Origin of the sequence: Nonomuraea sp. NPDC049419 (genome assembly GCF_040676995.1) — a bacterium.
Classification (GTDB): domain Bacteria; phylum Actinomycetota; class Actinomycetes; order Streptosporangiales; family Streptosporangiaceae; genus Nonomuraea; species Nonomuraea salmonea.
Genome location: NZ_JBFAQB010000002.1, coordinates 521,321 through 539,654 on the forward strand (window position 1 = coordinate 521,321; position 18,334 = coordinate 539,654).

At 72.6% G+C, this 18,334-nt stretch carries 19 protein-coding genes; 11 read left to right on the forward strand and 8 right to left on the reverse strand.

Annotated features, from left to right (window positions below):
• The first annotated feature begins 102 nt into the window (after window positions 1-102).
• The 3 genes from AB0K12_RS07665 (at window position 103) to AB0K12_RS07675 (ending at window position 2,382) form a co-directional block, all read left to right on the forward strand.
• Window positions 103-783 carry an alpha/beta fold hydrolase gene (locus tag AB0K12_RS07665; RefSeq protein WP_364556529.1) on the forward strand — a complete coding sequence of 227 codons (681 nt, stop codon included), beginning with the start codon at window positions 103-105 and terminating at the stop codon, window positions 781-783.
• Window positions 784-844: 61 nt separating this feature from the next.
• Entirely contained in the window at window positions 845-1,936 is a 1,092-nt protein-coding gene (locus AB0K12_RS07670; RefSeq protein WP_364556531.1) for an FUSC family protein, read from the forward strand.
• Between the two features lie 119 nt (window positions 1,937-2,055).
• Complete coding sequence (locus AB0K12_RS07675; RefSeq protein ID WP_364556532.1) at window positions 2,056-2,382, forward strand: Atu4866 domain-containing protein; 327 nt, start codon at window positions 2,056-2,058, stop codon at window positions 2,380-2,382.
• Window positions 2,383-2,387: 5 nt separating this feature from the next.
• Here the strand turns inward: AB0K12_RS07675 and AB0K12_RS07680 are convergent, their stop codons facing one another.
• On the reverse strand, window positions 2,388-3,554 hold the full coding sequence (locus tag AB0K12_RS07680) for a pyridoxal phosphate-dependent aminotransferase (RefSeq protein ID WP_364556533.1): 1,167 nt from the start codon (window positions 3,552-3,554) through the stop codon (window positions 2,388-2,390).
• A 25-nt stretch (window positions 3,555-3,579) separates the two neighbouring features.
• On the opposite strand from AB0K12_RS07680, the gene AB0K12_RS07685 reads away from it, so the two are divergent.
• The 5 genes from AB0K12_RS07685 to AB0K12_RS07705 are packed head-to-tail and all read left to right on the forward strand — an operon-like array spanning window position 3,580 to window position 7,650.
• Entirely contained in the window at window positions 3,580-5,112 is a 1,533-nt protein-coding gene (locus tag AB0K12_RS07685; RefSeq protein WP_364556534.1) for a hypothetical protein, read from the forward strand.
• The gene (locus tag AB0K12_RS07690; RefSeq protein ID WP_364556536.1) at window positions 5,109-6,029 is read left to right on the forward strand and encodes a DUF418 domain-containing protein; all 921 of its coding nucleotides are present in this window, start codon (window positions 5,109-5,111) and stop codon (window positions 6,027-6,029) included. The genes AB0K12_RS07685 and AB0K12_RS07690 overlap by 4 nt, the downstream gene beginning before the upstream one ends.
• A complete protein-coding gene (locus AB0K12_RS07695) occupies window positions 5,989-6,765 on the forward strand; it encodes a carbon-nitrogen hydrolase family protein (protein WP_364556537.1) in 777 nt (258 codons plus the stop codon). Before AB0K12_RS07690 ends, AB0K12_RS07695 begins: the two co-directional genes overlap by 41 nt.
• Before the next feature lie 46 nt (window positions 6,766-6,811).
• Window positions 6,812-7,258 carry a hypothetical protein gene (locus AB0K12_RS07700; protein ID WP_364556538.1) on the forward strand — a complete coding sequence of 149 codons (447 nt, stop codon included), beginning with the start codon at window positions 6,812-6,814 and terminating at the stop codon, window positions 7,256-7,258.
• Window positions 7,255-7,650, forward strand: coding sequence for a hypothetical protein (locus tag AB0K12_RS07705; RefSeq protein WP_364556540.1), 396 nt, complete (start codon window positions 7,255-7,257; stop codon window positions 7,648-7,650). The genes AB0K12_RS07700 and AB0K12_RS07705 overlap by 4 nt, the downstream gene beginning before the upstream one ends.
• An 11-nt stretch (window positions 7,651-7,661) precedes the next feature.
• On the opposite strand, the gene AB0K12_RS07710 is transcribed toward AB0K12_RS07705, so the two are convergent.
• Together AB0K12_RS07710 and AB0K12_RS07715 are read right to left on the reverse strand one after the other, a co-directional pair.
• Window positions 7,662-9,146 (reverse strand): carboxyl transferase domain-containing protein, encoded by a 1,485-nt coding sequence (locus AB0K12_RS07710; RefSeq protein WP_364556541.1) that lies wholly within the window; start codon window positions 9,144-9,146, stop codon window positions 7,662-7,664.
• A gap of 74 nt (window positions 9,147-9,220) precedes the next feature.
• Window positions 9,221-10,390 (reverse strand): CoA transferase, encoded by a 1,170-nt coding sequence (locus AB0K12_RS07715; RefSeq protein WP_364556543.1) that lies wholly within the window; start codon window positions 10,388-10,390, stop codon window positions 9,221-9,223.
• Window positions 10,391-10,470: 80 nt separating this feature from the next.
• On the opposite strand from AB0K12_RS07715, the gene AB0K12_RS07720 reads away from it, so the two are divergent.
• On the forward strand, window positions 10,471-11,001 hold the full coding sequence (locus AB0K12_RS07720) for a hypothetical protein (protein ID WP_364556545.1): 531 nt from the start codon (window positions 10,471-10,473) through the stop codon (window positions 10,999-11,001).
• On the opposite strand, the gene AB0K12_RS07725 is transcribed toward AB0K12_RS07720, so the two are convergent.
• Window positions 10,991-11,659 carry a histidine phosphatase family protein gene (locus AB0K12_RS07725; protein WP_364556547.1) on the reverse strand — a complete coding sequence of 223 codons (669 nt, stop codon included), beginning with the start codon at window positions 11,657-11,659 and terminating at the stop codon, window positions 10,991-10,993. The two genes, AB0K12_RS07720 and AB0K12_RS07725, sit on opposite strands and share 11 nt — an antisense overlap.
• 50 nt (window positions 11,660-11,709) lie before the next feature.
• Here AB0K12_RS07725 and AB0K12_RS07730 point away from each other — a divergent pair, with 50 nt between their 5' ends.
• Window positions 11,710-12,570: an NAD(P)-dependent oxidoreductase gene (locus AB0K12_RS07730; RefSeq protein ID WP_364556548.1), complete on the forward strand. Its 861-nt coding sequence runs from the start codon at window positions 11,710-11,712 to the stop codon at window positions 12,568-12,570.
• Window positions 12,571-12,725: 155 nt separating this feature from the next.
• Here the strand turns inward: AB0K12_RS07730 and AB0K12_RS07735 are convergent, their stop codons facing one another.
• The 3 genes from AB0K12_RS07735 to AB0K12_RS07745 are packed head-to-tail and all read right to left on the reverse strand — an operon-like array spanning window position 12,726 to window position 16,906.
• Window positions 12,726-14,534, reverse strand: coding sequence for a hydantoinase B/oxoprolinase family protein (locus AB0K12_RS07735; RefSeq protein WP_345387152.1), 1,809 nt, complete (start codon window positions 14,532-14,534; stop codon window positions 12,726-12,728).
• A complete protein-coding gene (locus AB0K12_RS07740; protein ID WP_364556550.1) occupies window positions 14,527-16,527 on the reverse strand; it encodes a hydantoinase/oxoprolinase family protein in 2,001 nt (666 codons plus the stop codon). The genes AB0K12_RS07735 and AB0K12_RS07740 overlap by 8 nt, the downstream gene beginning before the upstream one ends.
• A gap of 7 nt (window positions 16,528-16,534) precedes the next feature.
• Complete coding sequence (locus AB0K12_RS07745) at window positions 16,535-16,906, reverse strand: hypothetical protein (protein WP_364556552.1); 372 nt, start codon at window positions 16,904-16,906, stop codon at window positions 16,535-16,537.
• A gap of 78 nt (window positions 16,907-16,984) precedes the next feature.
• Here AB0K12_RS07745 and AB0K12_RS07750 point away from each other — a divergent pair, with 78 nt between their 5' ends.
• Complete coding sequence (locus tag AB0K12_RS07750) at window positions 16,985-17,704, forward strand: thymidine kinase (protein WP_364556553.1); 720 nt, start codon at window positions 16,985-16,987, stop codon at window positions 17,702-17,704.
• On the opposite strand, the gene AB0K12_RS07755 is transcribed toward AB0K12_RS07750, so the two are convergent.
• Window positions 17,653-18,321: a DsbA family oxidoreductase gene (locus AB0K12_RS07755; RefSeq protein WP_364556555.1), complete on the reverse strand. Its 669-nt coding sequence runs from the start codon at window positions 18,319-18,321 to the stop codon at window positions 17,653-17,655. The two genes, AB0K12_RS07750 and AB0K12_RS07755, sit on opposite strands and share 52 nt — an antisense overlap.
• Between the last annotated feature and the right edge of the window lie 13 nt (window positions 18,322-18,334).

Consider the following 18,334-nt stretch of genomic DNA (forward strand, 5'->3'; position numbering starts at 1 on the left):
TTTCCGCTGACGCTACCGAGCCGGCCAGCGGGGTTCATGGTCAATGTCTGCCCACGTAGACCGGCGGTGATGTCAACGTGTGGCGGCGGTAGGGTCCGGGATGTGATTCGGGACGCGCACGTCAACGGCATCAGGCTCCGCTACCGGGAGGAGGGCGGCCCTGATGACCGGCCGCTCGTGCTGCTGCACGGCCGCACCGCCGACCACAACGACTGGAACGGCATCACCCAGCACTTCGCCAGGAGGGGCCGCCACGTCCTCGTGCCGGATCTGCGGGGGCACGGCGAAAGCGCGCATCCCGGCGCGTACGCCCTGCACGAGATGGCCGACGACGTCGCCGCGCTGCTCGACCACCTGAGGACCGGGCCCGTGGAGCTGGTCGGGCACTCGCTGGGCGCGCTGGTGGCGACGCGGGTGACGATCGCGCGGCCGGACCTGGTGTCGCGGCTGGTGCTGGAGGACCCGCCGCAGGCGTACGCGATCACCGGGCGGCCGCCGATCGTGGAGGACGGCCCCGCGAGCTTCGACTGGCGGATGATGCACCAGACGGAAGCCCAGCTCATCGACCCCGACCCGGCCTGGGTGGCGGGGCTCGCGGCGATCGTGAGGCCGTCGCTGGTGCTGTCGGGCGGGACGGCCAGCCCGCTGGACGCGGCGGACATCGCGCGACGCATCCCCGGAGCGCGGCTGGTGACGGTCGAGGCGGGGCACCTGATCCACGTGACGGCGCGCCAGGAGTTCCTGCGGGTGGTGGACGCGTTCCTCGACGAAGACCCTCGGTAAAAGCGGGCTTCATGGGGCAAACGTGACCTTACCGTCATAAAGATCCGCCATCCTAGGATGGGTGCGCACCCGGCTCAGCGATCTCGTCAAGGAACGGCTGGGCACGTTCGGCCTCACAGCCCCCTCCATCGCGCAGTGCGCGGTCGGCTCGGCCCTCGCCTGGATCATCGCCATGGAGCTGCTCGGCCACCCCCGCCCGTTCTTCGCCCCCATCTCCGTGCTGATCTGTGTCGGCGTCGGTCTCGGCCAGCGCCTGCGCCGGCTGGTCGAGCTGGTCGTCGGGGTCAGCGTCGGCGTCGGCGTGGGCGACCTGCTGGTGTCCTGGATCGGCTCGGGCGCCTGGCAGCTCGCGCTCGTCGTGGCGCTGGCGATGACCGTGGCGGTGCTGCTGAACAGCGGGGCGCTGTTCGTCGCGCAGGCGGGCTCGTCGGCGGTGCTGGTGGCCACGCTGGTGCCGGGCGAGGACGTGGGCGGGCTCGACCGGATGGCCGACGCGCTCACCGGCGGCATCGTGGGCGTCGTGGCGGTGGCGTTGCTGCCCGCGAGCCCGTTCTCGATCGCGGCGAAACACCTGTCGGGGGTGCTCGACGCGCTGTCCACGGTGATGGAGCGGGCCGCGGAGGCCATCGAGAAGCGTGACGTGGAGCTGGCGGCCGAGGCGCTGGAGGAGGCGCGTGAGACGCAGGCCGCGGTGGAGGAGTTCGGGGCCGCGCTGGAGACCAGCAAGGAGATCACCATGATCTCCCCGCTGCACTGGCACCGCCGCGCCCGCCTGGCCCGCTACGAGACCGCCGCCGTGCCGGTCGACCTCGCGCTGCGCAACGTCCGGGTGCTGGTCAGGCGCACGCTGGCGTCGCTCGGCGAGGCGAGCCCGCCCCCTGCGGCGCTGGCCGAGGCGATGCGCGAGGTGTCGGAGGCGGCGCTGCTGCTGCAGCTGGAGCTGGGCGCGGGGCGGGACCCGACGCTGGCCCGCCAGGCGCTGCTCGCGGTGGCCGCCAGGGAGCGCCCGCGCGGCCTGGGCTTCTCCGCGCACGTCATCATCGCCCAGCTGCGCTCGGTGGTGGTGGACCTGCTGCAGGCCACGGGCATGGAGCACGAGGAGGCCACGGCGGCGCTGACCCCGCTGGACGGCGAGCCGTCGCCCCGCCCCTAGCGGAGCCTGGGTGTGGCGCTCCCAGGAAGATCCCGCCTCTCGTGCGGCCCGCCGCGCCCCGGCAGACTCCCTGATCAGGGGGCGGGAGGTCCGTCTCCGCTGATCGAGGGAGTACGTACATGATCGGCAGAGTGCTGCTCACGCTGGGCGTCATGACCGCGATGGCGGCCTGCGCCGACGCGGAGGCGCGCGGAAAGACGAACGCGACGGCGCCGCACCCGCACGTCGGCATGTGGGTGACCGCCGACGGGCGGATCCGCCAGGAGCTGCGGGCCGACGGCCGGTACGAGGAGGAGCGCGACGGCCGCCCCAAGGCCTACACCGGCAGGTACACCGTCACGGGCGACCACATCGACTATTTCGACGACCTGGGCTTCACCGCGACGGGCGACGTGCGCGACGGCGTGCTCTACCACGAGCACCTGGTGCTCTACCGGGAGTGGTGACCCGCTCAGGCGGACAGCCGCTTGAGCCTGGCCACCGCCTCGTCGATCACCTCTTCCTTCTTGCAGAAGGCGAAGCGCACGAAGTGGCGGCCGCGCTCGGGGTGGTCGTAGAAGACCTGGGTGGGGATGGCGACCACGCCGGCCAGCTCGGGCAGGCGCCGGGTCAGCTCGAGCCCGTCGGTGAAGCCCAGCGGCCTGATGTCGGTCTGGACGAAGTAGGTGCCGGCCGGCCGCAGCACGGAGAACCCGGCCGCCGACAGCCCCTCCATGAGCCGGTCGCGCTTGTCCTGGAGGCCGGAGGCGAGCGCCGAGACCCAGTCCATCTCGTGCCGCAGCCCGTAGGCGACCGCGAGCTGCCACGGGGCGCTCGCCGTGAACGTGAGGAACTGCTTGACCGTGGAGACCGCCGTGACCAGGGCGGGCGGCGCGCAGACCCAGCCGGTCTTCCAGCCGGTGACCGAGAACGTCTTGCCCGCGGAGGAGATCATCACCGTGCGCTCGCGCATGCCGGGCAGCGTCGCCATGGGGATGTGCTCGACCCCGTCGAACGTGAGGTGCTCGTAGACCTCGTCGGTGACGGCGATGAGGTCGTGCTCCTGGCACAGCTCGGCGATGGCGGTCAGCTCGGCGCGGGTGAAGACGGTGCCGGTGGGGTTGTGCGGGGAGTTGACCAGGATCGCGCGGGTGCGCGGCGTGACGGCGGCGCGCAGCTCGTCGGGGTCGAAGGTGAAGCGGCCCTCGGACGGGCGCAGGGTGACGGCCACCAGCTTGGCCTGGGCCAGGGCGATCGAGGCGGCGTAGGAGTCGTAGTAGGGCTCGAAGGCGATCACCTCGTCGCCGGGCTCGCAGAGCGCGAGCACGCTCGCCGCCACCGCCTCCGTGGCGCCCACCGTGACCAGGACCTCGCTGACCGGGTCGTACGCGAGCCCGTAGTGGGCCGCCCGGTGCTCGCTGACCGCCTGCCGCAGCTCCAGCACGCCGGGGCCGGGCGGGTATTGGTTGGCGCCCGCCCCGATGGCCTGCACCGCCCGGTCGAGCATCGCCGCGGGGCCGTCGGTGTCGGGGAAGCCCTGCCCGAGGTTGATCGATCCGGTCTGGACGGCGAGCGCGCTCATCTCCGCGAAAATCGTCGTGCCGAAGGCGCGCATCCTGGCAACAAGTGGTTCGGTCACGGCTCCACACTATTAGTCTCGTGCCGTGTTCATTCGGGTCGTGCTCGCCCTCGCCCTGTCCGCGCCGCCCGTCGTGACACCGGACCAGGCCGATCCTGGGCCCTGCCGGGTCCCCGTGCCCGCCGGCACGGTCTGCGGCTTCCTGGAGGTGCCCGAGCGCAGAGACTCCCCCGGCCGCACGATCCAGGTCGCGTACGCGGTGCGCCACTCGCTCGACCCCGGCCGGCGGCCCGACCCGGTGGTGTTCATGGGCGGCACGTCGGCGATCCCGCTCATGGAAGAGCTGGCCGGGATGTTCCCCGAGCGTGACGTGGTGGCGGTCGACCAGCGCGGCGGCGGGGCGTCGCAGCCCGCCGTGGGCTGCCCCGAGACGGCGCAGGCACTGCTCGGGCGGTTGCGCGTGCCGCCGTCCGACGTGGGCGCCGCCGCCGTACGCTGCCGCGACCGGCTCGCCGCCCAAGGCGTGGACCTGCGGGGCTACCGGACGGGCGAGATCGTGGCCGACGTGGTGGCGCTGCGCGGCCTGCTCGGGTACGACGCATGGAACCTCGTCGGCGCCGGCCACGCCGCGCGCGTGATGGCGGCGGTGGCCGCGGCCGACCCCGCGGGGACGCGCTCCGTGGTGCTGGAGCCCCCGCCGGAGGAGCCCGGGATCGTGCCGGCCCGGCCGGGGGACGCGTACGAGAGGGCGGTCGCCCGGCTGAACGCGCGGCCCGCCCGGGTGACGGCGCTCGACCCGCTGCTCGGCAGGGAGTTCGCGGCCCGGGTGAGCGGCCACGACCTGACCGCGCTGCTCGGCGCGGCGCCGCACGACGCGGGCACGCCCGCGCTGGTGAACGCCCTGGCCGAGGGGCGCGACGAGCTGCTGCGCCCGCTCGTGGAGCGGCTGGGCGAGGAGCTGGCGGGGCGCGCGTCGGGGCCGTACCACGCCGTACGCTGCCAGGACGCGCCTCCCCCGGCCGGGTCGCCGCTCTTCACGGTCAGCGGCGACCAGGCGGTGTGCGACGCCTGGAACCTGCCCAGGGCCCCCGAGCCCGTCACCCTGGCGAGCACCGCGCCCCAGGCGCCCGTCCACGTCCTGCCCGCCGCCTTCCCCGGGGACGCCTGCGCCCGGCGCGCGGCCGCCGCGTTCGTCGCGGACCTCAGGCCGGCCGGTCCCTGCCCCGGAGCGCGGCCGGTCGAGCTGCACGTGACGGCGGCCCCGTACGCGATCGCGCGCACCCCCTGGCTGGCCGCGCCGTTCGGGATCTTCGCGCTGGCCTGCCTGATCCAGCTCGTCACGGCGGCGCTCAAGGGCCGGGCGCTGCCCGCGTACGGCGGCCTGGCGGGAGTGGCGTTCGCGGGGCTGACCGGCCGGTCCGTCTACGAGCTCGCCAAGGAGCACGGCGGCGCGCTGACCGTCGGCGTGCCCGCGATCACCGAGTGGTACGCGTGGCTCGCGGTCGTCTCCGCCGCGCTCACCGTGGCGGCACTTTTGCACAACCGCAAGTGGCCGCAGACGACCGCGGCCGCCATCTCGGGCGTATTCCTCATATGGTGGTTCACCTGGTTCCTGTGACACGCATCCGTGAGCTCGACGCCCTACGCGGCTTCGCGGTGGGCGGCATCATGCTGGTCAACACGTGGCAGCACACCGACAAGCAGCTGCGCGTCCCGCTCGACTGGACGATCGAGACGCTGTTCCAGAGCCGCTTCTACCCGATCTTCTCGATGCTGTTCGGCATCAGCTTCCTGCTGTTCCTGCGCGGCAACAGCCGGTGGGCGCTGCTCAGCCGGTTGTTCTGGCTGTTCTGCCTCGGCAAGGTGCAGCACGCCTTCTACGAGGGCGAGGTGCTGACCGACTACGCCTTCTTCGGGGCGCTGGTGCTGCTGCCCGCCTCGTTCCTGCCAGGCGGGCTGCCGGTGCTGCTGCTCGGCCTGGTCGTCACGGTCTGGGGGCTGATGGTGGGCGGCGGGGTGCTGCTGATCCCCGGGTTGTTCCTGCTCGGCATGGCGGTGTGGCGGTTGCGGCCGCCGCGCGAGCTGCTGCTGCCGGGGTTCGCGGTCGCGGCGCTGGCGACGGCGCTGCTGACGGCGGCCGGGCGGATGACCGGCGACGGGCTGGTCTACAACCTGGCGGCGGTGACGGGGGCGGCGGCGTACTCGCTGGGCCTGCTGCTCGTGCTGCGCCCGCGCCTGTCGGCGGTGCTGGAGCCGCTTGGGAAGATGGCGCTGACCAACTACGTCACCGGCACCGCCGTGATCGTGCTGGCCCTGCCGCTGCTGAACGCCGACCCGACCCGGTGGTCGGTGCTCGCGCTGACGGCGGTGACGCTGGTCGTGCAGGTGCTGGTCAGCCGGTGGTGGCTGGGCCGATACCGGTACGGCCCGCTGGAGTGGGTCTGGCGGTGCCTGACCTTCTTCCGTCCCGTGCCCAACCGGCTAGAGTCGAATCGTGACCACCATCGCCCTCTGCCAGATCCCGGTCTCCCCTGACCCGTCCGCCAATCTCAAGAGGGCCAGGGAGGCGCTGGCCGCCGCCGAAGGCGCCGACCTGGCGATCTTCCCCGAGGCCACGCTCACCCGCTACGGCCGCCGCATCACGAGTCTTGCCGAGCCGCTCGACGGTCCCTTCGTGACGGGCCTCGCCGAGTCGGCGCGCGCCCACGGGCTGGCGGTGATCGCCGGCACGTTCGAGACCGGCGGCGACCGCGTGCGCAACACGGCCGTGGCCATCGACGCGCAGGGCGCGATCACGGCGGCGTACCGGAAGATCCACCTGTTCGACTCGTTCGGCGCGAAGGAGTCCGATCTGGTCGAGCCGGGCGCCGAGCCGGTCGTGGCCGAGCTGGCCGGGCTCAAGGTGGGGCTCATCACCTGCTACGACGTACGCTTCCCCGAGCTGGCCAGGGCGCTGGTCGACAAGGGCGCCGAGATGTTCGCGGTGATCGCCGCCTGGGGTTCCGGGCCGCTCAAGGAAGACCACTGGATCACCCTGGTCAGGGCCCGCGCGCTGGAGAACACGATGTGGACCGCCGCCGTCGGCCAGGCGCCCAACCCGGCCGAGTCGTCCGACGGCTACGGCGTGGGCCGCAGCATGCTGGTCGACCCGCTCGGCGTGGTGCGCGCCGACCTCGGCACCGGCCCTGGCACCCGCCTGGTCGAGATCGACCACGAGTGGACCGCGACCGCCCGCGCCACCCTCCCTTGCCTCGAACATCGCGTTCTGTAACCGGGGAGTGGTCCATCCGGGGGTCAAGCGATCGTAAAGTAGACCCGTGAGCGGAACGCAGATGCAGAAGGTCGTCCCGCCGCGTCTGCTCGTGCCATACCTGTCGGGCAAGCGCACGGTCATATCGGGCTACGTCTACCGGGTGCAGGACTGCGTCCGGCTGACCACTCCCGAGGCGCTCTTCTACGGGCTCGACCTGTCCTTCGACGGCTCGGAGCTGTTCGCCGAGGTGCCGGAGCTCTATGTCATGCGCTGGCACGCGCGCGACGTCGACACCTACGCGGTGCCCTACGGGCCCCACATGGGCGGCGACTGGAGCGACGCGCCACCGTTCGCGGGCAACGGGTTCACCACGTCGTCCGAGCACGTCGTGCCCCAGTTCCACACCGTCCCGATGCCGATCCCGGCCGGGGCGCAGATCGTCCACGTGACCGTCGAGGGCGAGCGGCCCTTCGCCGACTACGACGGGCTGACCTGGCGGCCCGCCGCATGAGCGACGAGATCACGCCCATCGCCTCGGGCTTCGTGGCCCGCTACGGCGAGCACACGCTGCCCGCCGCGCTCGGCCCCGACAGCGACCAGGTGGTGCTGTTCAGCGAGACCGAGCTGGAGGGCTTCGAGCCCGCGTCCGGCTACTGGCGGCGGGTGGTGCCGCGCTCGAAGGTGGAGTGGCTGGTGCTGATCCGCACCGTCGGCGCGTTCGGCGGCGAGCCGTGCATCGTGCTCGACGAGGACGACGACGGCCTGCACATCGCCTACACCGGCCACAGCGGGATGAAGGCCGAGGCGCTGGGCTACTGGATGGTCGATCACGGCGCCTACGAGGTCGTGGTGCCGCGCGAGGAGGTCTTCTCCATCCGCGTCGAGCGCATCCCGGTGCCCTGACGCCCGAGGGGTCAGCGGAGGTTGCGGTAGCGGGTGTGGCGGGCGGCCAGCCGCTCCTCCGGGCTCAGCCGCAGCAGGCCGGCGATCTCATACTCCAGCGCCCGCCCCACCCGCTCACAGAACTGGCGCGGCTCGTACGCGGCGTCGGGCAGCTCGGGCACGACCCGGTCCACGATGCCGTCGCCACGCAGGTCGGTGGCGCGGATGCGCTGCGCCTGGGCGATCTCGGGGGCGAAGTCGACCGAGCGGTAGAGGATGGCGGAGGCGCCCTCGGGCGGCAGCGGCGACAACCACGCGTGCTGCGCGCACAGCACCCGGTCGGCGGGCAGCAGCGCCAGCGCGGCCCCGCCGGCGCCCTCGCCGAGCAGCAGGCAGACCGTGGGCGCGTCGAGCATGACCAGCTCGGCCAGGCAGCGCGCGATCTCGGCGGCCAGCCCGCCCTCCTCGGCCGCCTTCGACAGGTCGGCGCCCGCGGTGTCGATCACGGTGATGAGCGGCAGGCCCAGCTCGGCGGCCAGCCGCATGCCGCGCCTGGCCACCCGCAGCCCGGCCGGGCCGAGCGGCGAGGTGGTGCGCTGGAAGCGGCGGTCCTGGCCGAGCACCACGGCCGGCGCGGTGCCGAACCTGGCCAGCGCGAGCAGCAGCCCCGGCTCGTTCTCGCCCTCGCCGGTGCCGCTGAGCGGGGTGACGTCGGTGGCGGCGAGCTTGAGCAGCGCGCGTACGCCTGGACGGTCGTCACGCCGTGACCTGGTGATGGCCTCCCACGCCTCGACGGGCCGCAGGTCCTCCTCGGGCGGCTCACCCGCGACCACGCCGGTACGGTCGTCGGCCAGCACCGACAGCGCCCTGATCGCCACCTCCCGCGCCTCCTCCGCCGAGACGACGGCGTCGAGCAGGCCCTTGCGGTGGAGGTTCTCGGCGACCTGCACCCCCTCGGGGAAGGGGTAGCCGTGCAGCGACTCGAACACCCGCGGCCCGAGGAACCCGATCAGCGCCCCCGGCTCGGCCGCCGTGACGTGCCCGAGCGACCCCCACGAAGCGAACACCCCGCCGGTCGTCGGATGCCGCAGGTAGACGACGTACGGCAGGCCGACCGCGCGGTGGGCCTGGATCGCCGCGGTGATCTTCACCATCTGGACGAACGCCAGCGCGCCCTCCTGCATGCGCGTGCCGCCGGAGGCGGGCGCGGCCAGCAGCGGCAGCCGCTCGCGGGTGGCCCGCTCGATGGCGGCCACGAAACGCTCGGCGGCGGCCACCCCGATCGACCCCGCCATGAACGAGAACTCGCACGCCGCGACCGCGACCCTGCGGCCGTCGAGCAGCCCTTCGCCGGTGATCACGGCCTCGTCGTAGCCGGACTTGGCCCGGGCCGCGGCCAGCTCGTCGGCGTAGGAGGAGCCTGGCTCGGCCGGATCGGCGGGCGGCGCATCCCATGACTTCCACGACCCCCGGTCGAGGACCGTGTCAATCAGCGTGCGCGCGTCCGGTCGGCTCACTATCGCTCCCTAGATGTCGGCCAACGATGCAATGGTGACGCACGAGCGCCCCCGCCGGTGCCGCAGAACGCCGCTCATCGTTCGCGCTCCTCCAGCCAGGCCAGCACGGCGGGGCCGTCCTGGCCGAGCGCGGGCGGTGCGGTGTGCGTCATCGGGGGCTCGCCGTCGAAGCGCAGCGGCGGTCCCGGCAGCTCGATGGGGCCGAGCACCGGGTGATCGACCTGGACGACCAGGCCCTGCGAACGGGTCTGCTCCCACGTGTAGACCTCGTCGAGCGTCCTGATCGCGCCCGCGGGCACGCCGGCCGCGCCCAGCTCGGCCAGCCAGTGGGCGCGGTCGTGGGCGGCCAGCGCCTTCTCCATGTCGGCGATCAGCTCGTCGCGGTGCAGGAACCGGTCGCGGTTGGTGGCGTAGCGGGGCTGCCCGGCGTCGATGCCGAGGAGCTCGGCGACCTTGCGCCAGTGGGCCTCGTTGCCGGCGGCGATCTGCAGCAGGCCGTCGGCGCAGCGGAAGGCGCCGTACGGGGTGATCGAGGAGTGGTGGTTGCCCGTGGGGGCGGCCACCTTTCCGCCGACCGTCCAGGCGGTGCCGTGGTAGGAGTGCACGCCGGTGACGGCGGCGAGCAGCGAGGTGCGCACGACCCTGCCCGCGCCGGTCCGCTCGCGCTCGTAGAGTGCGGCGGCCACGCCGTACGCGCCGTGGATGCCGGCCAGCAGGTCCGCGATGGACGCGCCCACGCGGTAGGGCTCGTCGGCCGACGGGCCGGTCAGCGACATCAGGCCGGCCTCGCCCTGGGCGATCTGGTCGTAGCCAGGGCGGCCGCCCTCGGGGCCGTCGTGGCCGAAGCCGGTGATCGACAGGATGACCAGGCGGGGGTTGAGCTCGTGCAGCCGCTCGACGGGGAAGCCGAGGCGGTCGAGTACGCCGGTGCGGAAGTTCTCGACCAGGACGTCGCTGTGGCGGACGAGCCGCTCTATGAGCCTTCTGCCGTCGTCGGACTTCAGGTCGACGGCGATGGACTGCTTGTTACGGTTGGCCGCCAGGAAGTACGTGGATATGTCGTGATCCGGCCCGACGAAGGGCGGGCCCCACCCGCGTGACTCGTCGCCGCCGTCCGGATGCTCGACCTTGATCACCCGGGCGCCCAGGTCGCCGAGCAGCTGGGCGGCGTGCGGCCCCGCCAGCGCTCTGGACAGATCGAGCACGACGATGCCATCAAGGGGGCCATCAAGGGGTTCGAGCACGATCCCAACCTCCCATGCGCGTTATGGGGTGAATGAACATTCTCGCAGGCGTCCACCCCCCTTCCTCTACCCTGGGTGCGATGATCGGTCTGCCTGCCCGCATCGCCGCCCTGCCGCCGTCCTGCGGCCCCGTGCGGCTGGTCGCCGTCGACGGGCCCGCCGGGTCGGGCAAGACGACGTACGCGGGGCGGCTCGGCGCCCTGCTGGGCTGCCAGGTGATCGGCAGCGACGACTTCCCCGTGCCGTGGGAGGAGGGGCCGGGCGGCTGGTTCCACCTGCTGGAGTCGCAGGTGCTGCGGCCGCTCCAGCGCGGCCTGCCGGGCGGTTTCCGCAGGTACGACTGGGTGCGCGGGGTCTATGCCGAGCAGGTGCCGGTGCCTCCCGCGCCGGTGCTGGTGATCGAAGGGGTCGGTACGGCGCGGGCGTCGGCGGCCGGGATGCTGGCGTACACGGTGTGGGTGGAGGCCGACGAGGCCGAGCGGCTGCGGCGGGTGCTGGAGCGCGACGGGCCTGAGCTGGAGCCGCGCTGGCGCGAGTGGTTCGCGGCCGAGCGCGCCTGGTTCGCGGCCGACCGTACGAAGGAACGCGCCGACCTCGTCGTCAGGACGTGAGATGGGCGACGTCGTTGAAGCGGACCAGCTCGCCCGCCCGCCACACCGACACCGACCCGTTCAGCACCGGCGCGCACGCCAGCACCGCCGACAGCTCCGTGTCGGGCCGCCCGCCGAGCACGTGACGCAGCCCCAGCACCACGGAGTCGTGCGCGACGATCAGCACCCGCCGCCCGTCGGCGCGCCCGCCCAGGTCATCGGCCAGGAACGCGCGGAGTCTGACCGTCACGTCGGCTAGTGACTCCCCGCCGGGCGGGCGGAAGGCGTAGGCCCCGGCGGCCTCCCGTCGCGCCAGCTCGTCAGGGAACCGCTCGCGCAGCGCGGCCAGGTTGCGCCCGGCGAACGCGCCCTGCTCCTGGTCCCTCAGCCGGTCGTCCACGATGACGGGCGGCGGCTCCGCGCCCCACGTCTCCTGGGCGATCCGCCACGTGTCGCGTGCCCGCCGGTAGGGCGAGCAGCACACCAGCTCGGGCGCCTCGTCCTGAGGCAGCGCCGCCAGCAGCCGGCCGAACGCCGCCGCCTGGGCCCGCCCCAGCTCGGTCACCGTCACCTCGTCGTCGCCGCGCTCGTAGACCAGCGGCCGGTCGCCCGCGAGCCGATGGGCGAGATTGGCCTCGCTCTCGCCGTGCCGCACGGCCATGATGACGGACGGTCGCATACCGCCATCCTCACACGAGCCGGCTCCGGGGGTGATCGTATGGTGATCTCATGGTTTCTGTCGCAGTTCTCGGAACGGGGCTCATGGGGCTGCCCATGGCCCGCAACCTCGTCAGGGCCGGCCTGCGGGTCACGGTGTGGAACCGCACGCTCGACAAGGCCAGGCCGCTGGAGGCCGACGGCGCCACCGTGGCAGGCTCACCGGCGGAGGCGGTCGAAGGCGCGGACGTGATCGTGACCATGCTCAGCGACGGCGACGCGGTGCACGAGGCCGTCACCGCCGCCGCGCCCGGGCTGCGGGCCGGTCAGGTGTGGGCGCAAATAAGCACGGTCGGCGTCGCGGCCGTCGGGCGGCTGGCGGCGCTGGCCGGGCGGCACGGGCTGACGTTCGTGGACGCGCCGGTGCAGGGCACCAAGCAGCCCGCCGAGCAGGGCAAGCTGGTCATCCTCGCGGCCGGTCCCGAGCCGGCCAGGCAGGTCCTGGAGCCGGTGTTCTGCGCGGTCGGGCAGCGTACGCTCTGGCTGTCCGGCGACGGCGCGGACGGCGCGGGCACCAGGCTGAAGATGGCCACGGTCAGCGTCGGCATCTCCATGACCGCCGTCGTGGCCGAGGCGCTCGCCCTGGCCAAGGGGCTCGGGCTGGACCCCGGCCTGGTCAGGCAGGTGATCTCGGGCGGGCCGATGGACAGCCCGTATTTCCAGGCCAAGTCGAAGGCCATCCTGGAGGGCGACTTCACGCCGTCGTTCTCGGTGCGCAACGCCGAGAAGGACACCCGCCTCATCGTCGAGGCGGGCGAGTCCGCCGGGGTGCGGCTCGACGTGGTGGCCGCCTCTGGCGAACGCTTCCGCCGCGCCGAGGCGCAGGGCCACGGCGACGAGGACATGGCCGCCACCTACTTCGCCAGTTCCTGAGCCCCGGCCACCGCGACCGGCCGTGGGCGCCGCCCGGGACTCCGGCCCCAGAGGCCGGGTCCCTGGGGCTCGGGGGCAGCGGCCGTGAGGCGGGGTCAGCGGCCGGGTGACGGGGGCAGCGGCCGTGAGGCGGGGTCAGCGGCCGGGGCGCGGCGTCAGAGGTCGTCCACCTCGGCGTGGCTGCGGCCGCCGGAAAGCTTGGCGTAGCCGGGCCCGCGGTCGAAGAAGCGGTCGGCCGGAGGACGCAGGCGGGCGCGCAGCTCGGCCGTGGCCTGCTCGTCGATGCGGTCGCCGTCGAGCACCACGCCGTAGTCGCCGAGCGCGCCCGCGATCGACACCTTCCCGTCGCGCACGTCGGCCGCCACCGCCCGCGGGTCCCTGTCGTACGGGGAGCCCCATCCGCCGCCGCCGGTGGTGCGGATTCTGATCAGCTCACCGGCGAGCACGGGATGGTCGTCCACCAGCCCCTCCATCTCGCGGCCCGCGATCTCGACGCGGAACGGCCGCCCGGCCAGGCCGCCGTTGACGCCCCAGCAGGACAGGATCGACCGGTCGGCGATCGACATGTACGAGGCGTTGCGCAGCATCCTGATGTGCTTGTCGTAGCCGAGCCCGCCCCTGAACATGCCGGGCCCGCCGGAGTCGCAGGCCAGCCCGAGCCGTTCGACCCGCAGCGGCCAGCGGGCCTCGGCGAACTCGACGGGGATGTTGCGCGAGTCGGGCACCACGTGGATGGTGTCCTCGCCGTCGGCGTACCAGCGCCCGCCGGAGCCGCCGCCGAGCACCTCGCGCATCAGGTAGGGGACTCCGTCGGCGTCCACGCCGTGCACGCCGGTGTAGCGGATGGTCTCCTGGTCGGCCGGCATGCGCCCGCCGGTGGCCTTGGCCAGCACGCCGGCCAGCACACCGAGCAGGCGCAGGATGACGAACGTGCGGGCGTTGGTCGGGGCCGGGAAGATCGGCGTGAGCAGCGTGCCCTTCTCGGGGAAGACCATCGTGATCAGCGGCACGACGCCCTCGTTGACCTCCAGCTCTGCCATGCGCTCCGGGGTGTCGGCGAGGTTGCGCAGCACGGGCGCGAGCCACTTCTTCAGGAACACGCCGTCGGCGTAGTCGCCCGCGTGGTTGATGGGACCCTTGGCCTGGGGCGAGGTGCCGGTGAAGTCGATGGTGAGCGGTGACTCTGCGGCGTGGTCCACGGTGAGCGTGATGCGCTGGGCGTGCAGGCGCGGCTCGTCCACGCCGTCGTGCTCGGCGTAGTCCTCCCACACGTACGTGCCCTCGGGGATCTTCGCCAGCAGCTCCCTGCGGAACGTCTCGGTGGTCTTGCCGATGATCGCGTCGAAGCACTCCTCGACGGCCTCCCGGCCGTAGCGCTCGAACAGCTCGCCGAGCCTGCGCGCGCCCATCAGGCAGGCCGAGCACTCGGCGTCGAGGTCGCCGGCCAGCGAGTCGGGCATGCGGGAGTTGCGGGTCATGATGCGCAGCGCGGCCTCGTTGGGCACGCCCTGGTCGCGCAGCTTGATCGGCGGCACCATGAGGCCCTCTTCGTACACCGAGCGGGCGTGGGAGGGCATGGAGCCGGGCACCGCGCCGCCGATGTCGTCGTGGTGGCCGAACGCCTGCACGAACGCGACCACCTCGCCCTCGTGGAAGACGGGCACGGTGACGCACAGGTCGGGCAGGTGGCCGATGCCGCCTTCCGACAGGTAGACGTCGTTGTGGAAGTAGACGTCGCCGGGCTTCATCGTCTCGATCGGGAAGTCGCGGACGACGGGCTGGACGAGCGCGCTGTAGGAGCGGCCGGTGAGCTTGCGCAGCCGGGCGTCGTGGATGCCGGCGCGGAAGTCGTGGGCGTCGCGGATCATCGGCGAGCGGGCCGTCCGCGCGATCGCGGTCTCGACCTCCTTCTCGACGGAGGCGAGCGTGCCCTCGACGATCTCCACCAGGATCGGATCAGTCACGACTTATCTCCACATTTCCGTATTCGTCGACCTTGGCGGTGAAGCCCGGGTGGACGGGGATCGTGGAGCCGTACTCCTCGATCACCGCCGGGCCCGTGACGGTCGCGCCGGGACCGAGCGCGGCGCGCTGGTGGATCGGGGTGTCGCGGGTCTCGTCGAAGTGCACGGGACGCACCGACGTGGCCCCGGAGCCCGGCTTGTCCAGGCGCGGGATGACCGGGCGGGTGATGGGCCCGATGCCGGAGACGCGCAGGTTGACCCATTCGACGCCGTGGCGGGGGTCGTCGCGGTAGGCGTAGCCGTAGAGCTTCTCGTGGGCCTCGTGGAAGCGGGAGACGACCTCTTCGTGCCAGGACTCGTCGATCTCGCCGGCCGGGGCGGGCACCCGCACCTCGTACGCCTGGCCGAAGTAGCGCAGGTCGGCGCTGCGCTGGTGGACCGGCTCGGAGAAGCCCTCGCGGTCGAGGGCCTCGGCGGCCTGATGCTCCAGGTCGTGGAAGATCTCGACGGCCTTGCCGAGCGAGAGGTCGCGGGTGACGTACGTACGGACGTAGTCGTTCTTGACGTCCACCGTGAGCAGCCCGAACGCCGAGACGTTGCCCGGGTCGCGGGGCACGACGACCGACGGGAGCCCGAGGATGTCGATCAGCCGGCACGCCAGCAGCGGCCCCGACCCGCCGAACGTCACCAGCGGGAAGTCCCGCACGTCCAGCCCCCGCTTGACGGTGAGCCTGCGGATCGCGTTGCTCTGGTTGAACGCGCTGATCTCCAGGATCCCGGTCGCGGTGCGCTCGGGCGTGAGCCCCAGCTTGTCGGCCAGCGCCTCGATGCCGCCGCGCGCGGCGTCCACGTCGAGCGGGATCTCCCCGCCCAGCAGGTGCGGCGGGATGCGGCCGAGGAAGACGTGCGCGTCGGTCACCGTCACCTCGGTGCCGCCCCTGCCGTAGCAGAGAGGGCCGGGGTCGGCGCCGGCCGAGCGGGGGCCGACCTTCAGCGTGCCCTCGGGCGAGATCCAGGCGATCGAGCCGCCGCCCGCGCCGACGGTGACGATGTCGATCATCGGGATCTTGCAGGGGTAACGCCCGATCGTGCCCTCGGTCGTGATGGACGGCTCGCCGTCGACCACCACCGCCACGTCGGTCGAGGTGCCGCCGCCGTCAAGGGTGATCACCGAGGTGTGGCCCGCCGTGCCGGCGAGCAGCGCCGCGCCCAGCGCGCCGGCCGCCGGGCCGGAAAGGACCGTGGTGATGGGCTGGTTGACGACCTCCCGGGCCGACAGCACGCCCCCGTTCGACTTCATCACGGAGAACGACCTGCCGAGGCGGCCGGACAGGTTCGCGAGGTAGCCGCGCATGGCCGGCTTGACGGCCGCGTCCACGAGCGTGGTGACCGAGCGCTCGTACTCGCGGTATTCGCGCAGCACGTCGCTGGAGAGCGAGACCACCGCCTCGGGGTGCTCGCGGGCCAGCACCTCGCGCATCCGCCGCTCGTGCTCGGGGTTGGCGTAGGAGTGCAGGAAGCAGACCCCGATCGCGGTGATGCCCTTGGCGCGGAACCAGCGGGCCACCTCGACGGCCTGCTCCTCCGAGAACGGCCGCACCTCCTCGCCCAGGTGGCCGAGCCGCCCGCCGACGGTCTTGACCAGGTGCACGGGCACGATCCTGGGCGGCTTGACCCAGAAGTAGGAGTTGCCGTAACCGTCGGGCACGCTCTGCCTGGCGATCTCCAGGATGAACTCGAAGCCCTCGGTCGTGATGAACCCGAGGCTCTCGATGCGGTCCTCCAGCAGCCGGTTGGTGGCCACCGTGGTGCCGTGGACGATCGAGGCGACCTCCAGCTCACCCAGCTTGCCGAGCCCGGCCATGAAGCCGTCGGCCGGGTTCGCCGGGGTCGAGGGGGTCTTCGTGGTGAGGATCTCACCGGTCTGCTCGTCCACCGCCACGACGTCGGTGAACGTGCCTCCGGTGTCCACTCCGATACGGACGCTACGCATGGGCTCCTCAGCTCCGGCGCCGGCCGAGCACTTCGTCGATGACTCGGGGCGCGTTCTCCGTGCCGACGTACGCAGCCAGGCGCACCACCATCTCCTGGGACCTGGCGAGTTCCGCCTCGACCCTGGCCTTCCCCGACTGGCCCGCCTGAACTCCGAAATAAGCGCCGATGATGGTGCCGATCACCCCCGCCACGCCGGCGAACAGCACACCGAACTCGGCACTGGCGAACACGGCCGCGCCGAAGGCGGCGAGGACCGCGACGATGCCCGCCACGACGACGAGGAAACCATAGCGCCAGCGGGTGGCGTCGGCTTGGGCCGGTGAGAGGTCGTCCTGCGTCATCATGACGTCGAGCGAGGCTGGTTTGTCGGTGACCACAGATTTTCCTCCTGTAACTCGTGGGGAGAAATGTCCCACGAGGTCATGGAACAAGCCAAGCCACTAAGCTGACGGCCCGTGACTGATCTGTCTGCCTTGTCGCCAGCGCCGTCGGGCGCCAGAGATGCCGTCCTGAAGTTCTACTTCGGGCCCATGGACTGCGGGAAGTCCACTCTGGCGTTGCAGATGAACTACAACCACGCGCGGCAGGGCAGGCGGGGCCTGGTGCTGACCAAGCACGACCGCTCGGGCGAGCCGCAGGTCACCAGCAGGATCGGGCTCGGCCGCGAGGCGATCGAGGTGGAGGACGACCTCGACCTGGTCGCGCTGGTCACCGCGTACGACCGCGTCGACTACCTCATCTGCGACGAGGCCTGTTTCTACACCGTCGAGCAGATCGAGCAGCTCGCCGACCTCGTGGACGAGCACGGCGTGGACGTCTACGCGTTCGGGCTGGCGTCGGACTTCCGCTCGGTCATGTTCCCCGCCGCGCAGCGGCTGTTCGAGCTGGCCGACGAGGTGTCGCGGCTCCAGGTCGAGGTGCTGTGCTGGTGCGGGCGTCCCGGGCAGCTCAACGCCCGCGTCGTGGGCGGGACGATGGTGCGTACGGGCGAGCAGGTCGTCATCGGCGACACCGACGACGCGCCCGTGCGCTATCAGGTGCTCTGCCGCCGCCACCACCGCGCGGGCCGGCTCGGGGAGGGCTCTCACGTCGCCCGCCACGGCGCACGGCCCGCACTCGGCGGTCAGACCGCGCAGGTCCTGTCGTCGCAACCGTCGGCGGGCGCGGCGAGCTGAGTGATCGGGGTCTGCCCGGTCCGCTCGGCCACCTCGTCGATCGCGGCGGCGAAGGCGTCCTCAGGCTGTGCGCCCGACACGGCGTACTTGCCCTCGAACAAGAACAGCGGCACCCCGCTGATGCCCAGCGAGCGCGCCCTGGCGAGCTGCTCGCGCACCTCGTCGGCCCCCTCGCCGGTGTCGGTGACGCCCGCGTCGGCCGCCAGCTCGGCCAGCACGGCGGGGTCGCCGACGTTGCGGCCCTCGGTGAAGTACGCGCCGAACAGCCGCTCGGCCATCTCCTTGCCGCGCCCCTGCCGGGTGGCGACCTCGATGAGCCGGTGCGCCTCGAACGTGCCGGCGCTGATGGCCTGGTCGTAGCGGAGCTCAAGCCCGTCCTCCGCGGCGACGCCGACGACGCGGTCGATCATCTGCGTCGCGTTGGGGCCGAACTTGCGCTGCATCGCCGGGATCACCGGCTCGCCGTCGCTGGAGGCGTCGGGGTCGAGCTGGAACGGGCGCATCGTCACCTCGATGGTGCCGCCCCTCGCGCGGAACCGCTCGGCGGCCCTGTCGAACCTGGTGTGCCCGATGTAACACCAGGGGCACACGACATCAGAAAAGATCTCGACCTTCATGTCGGTCCACAAC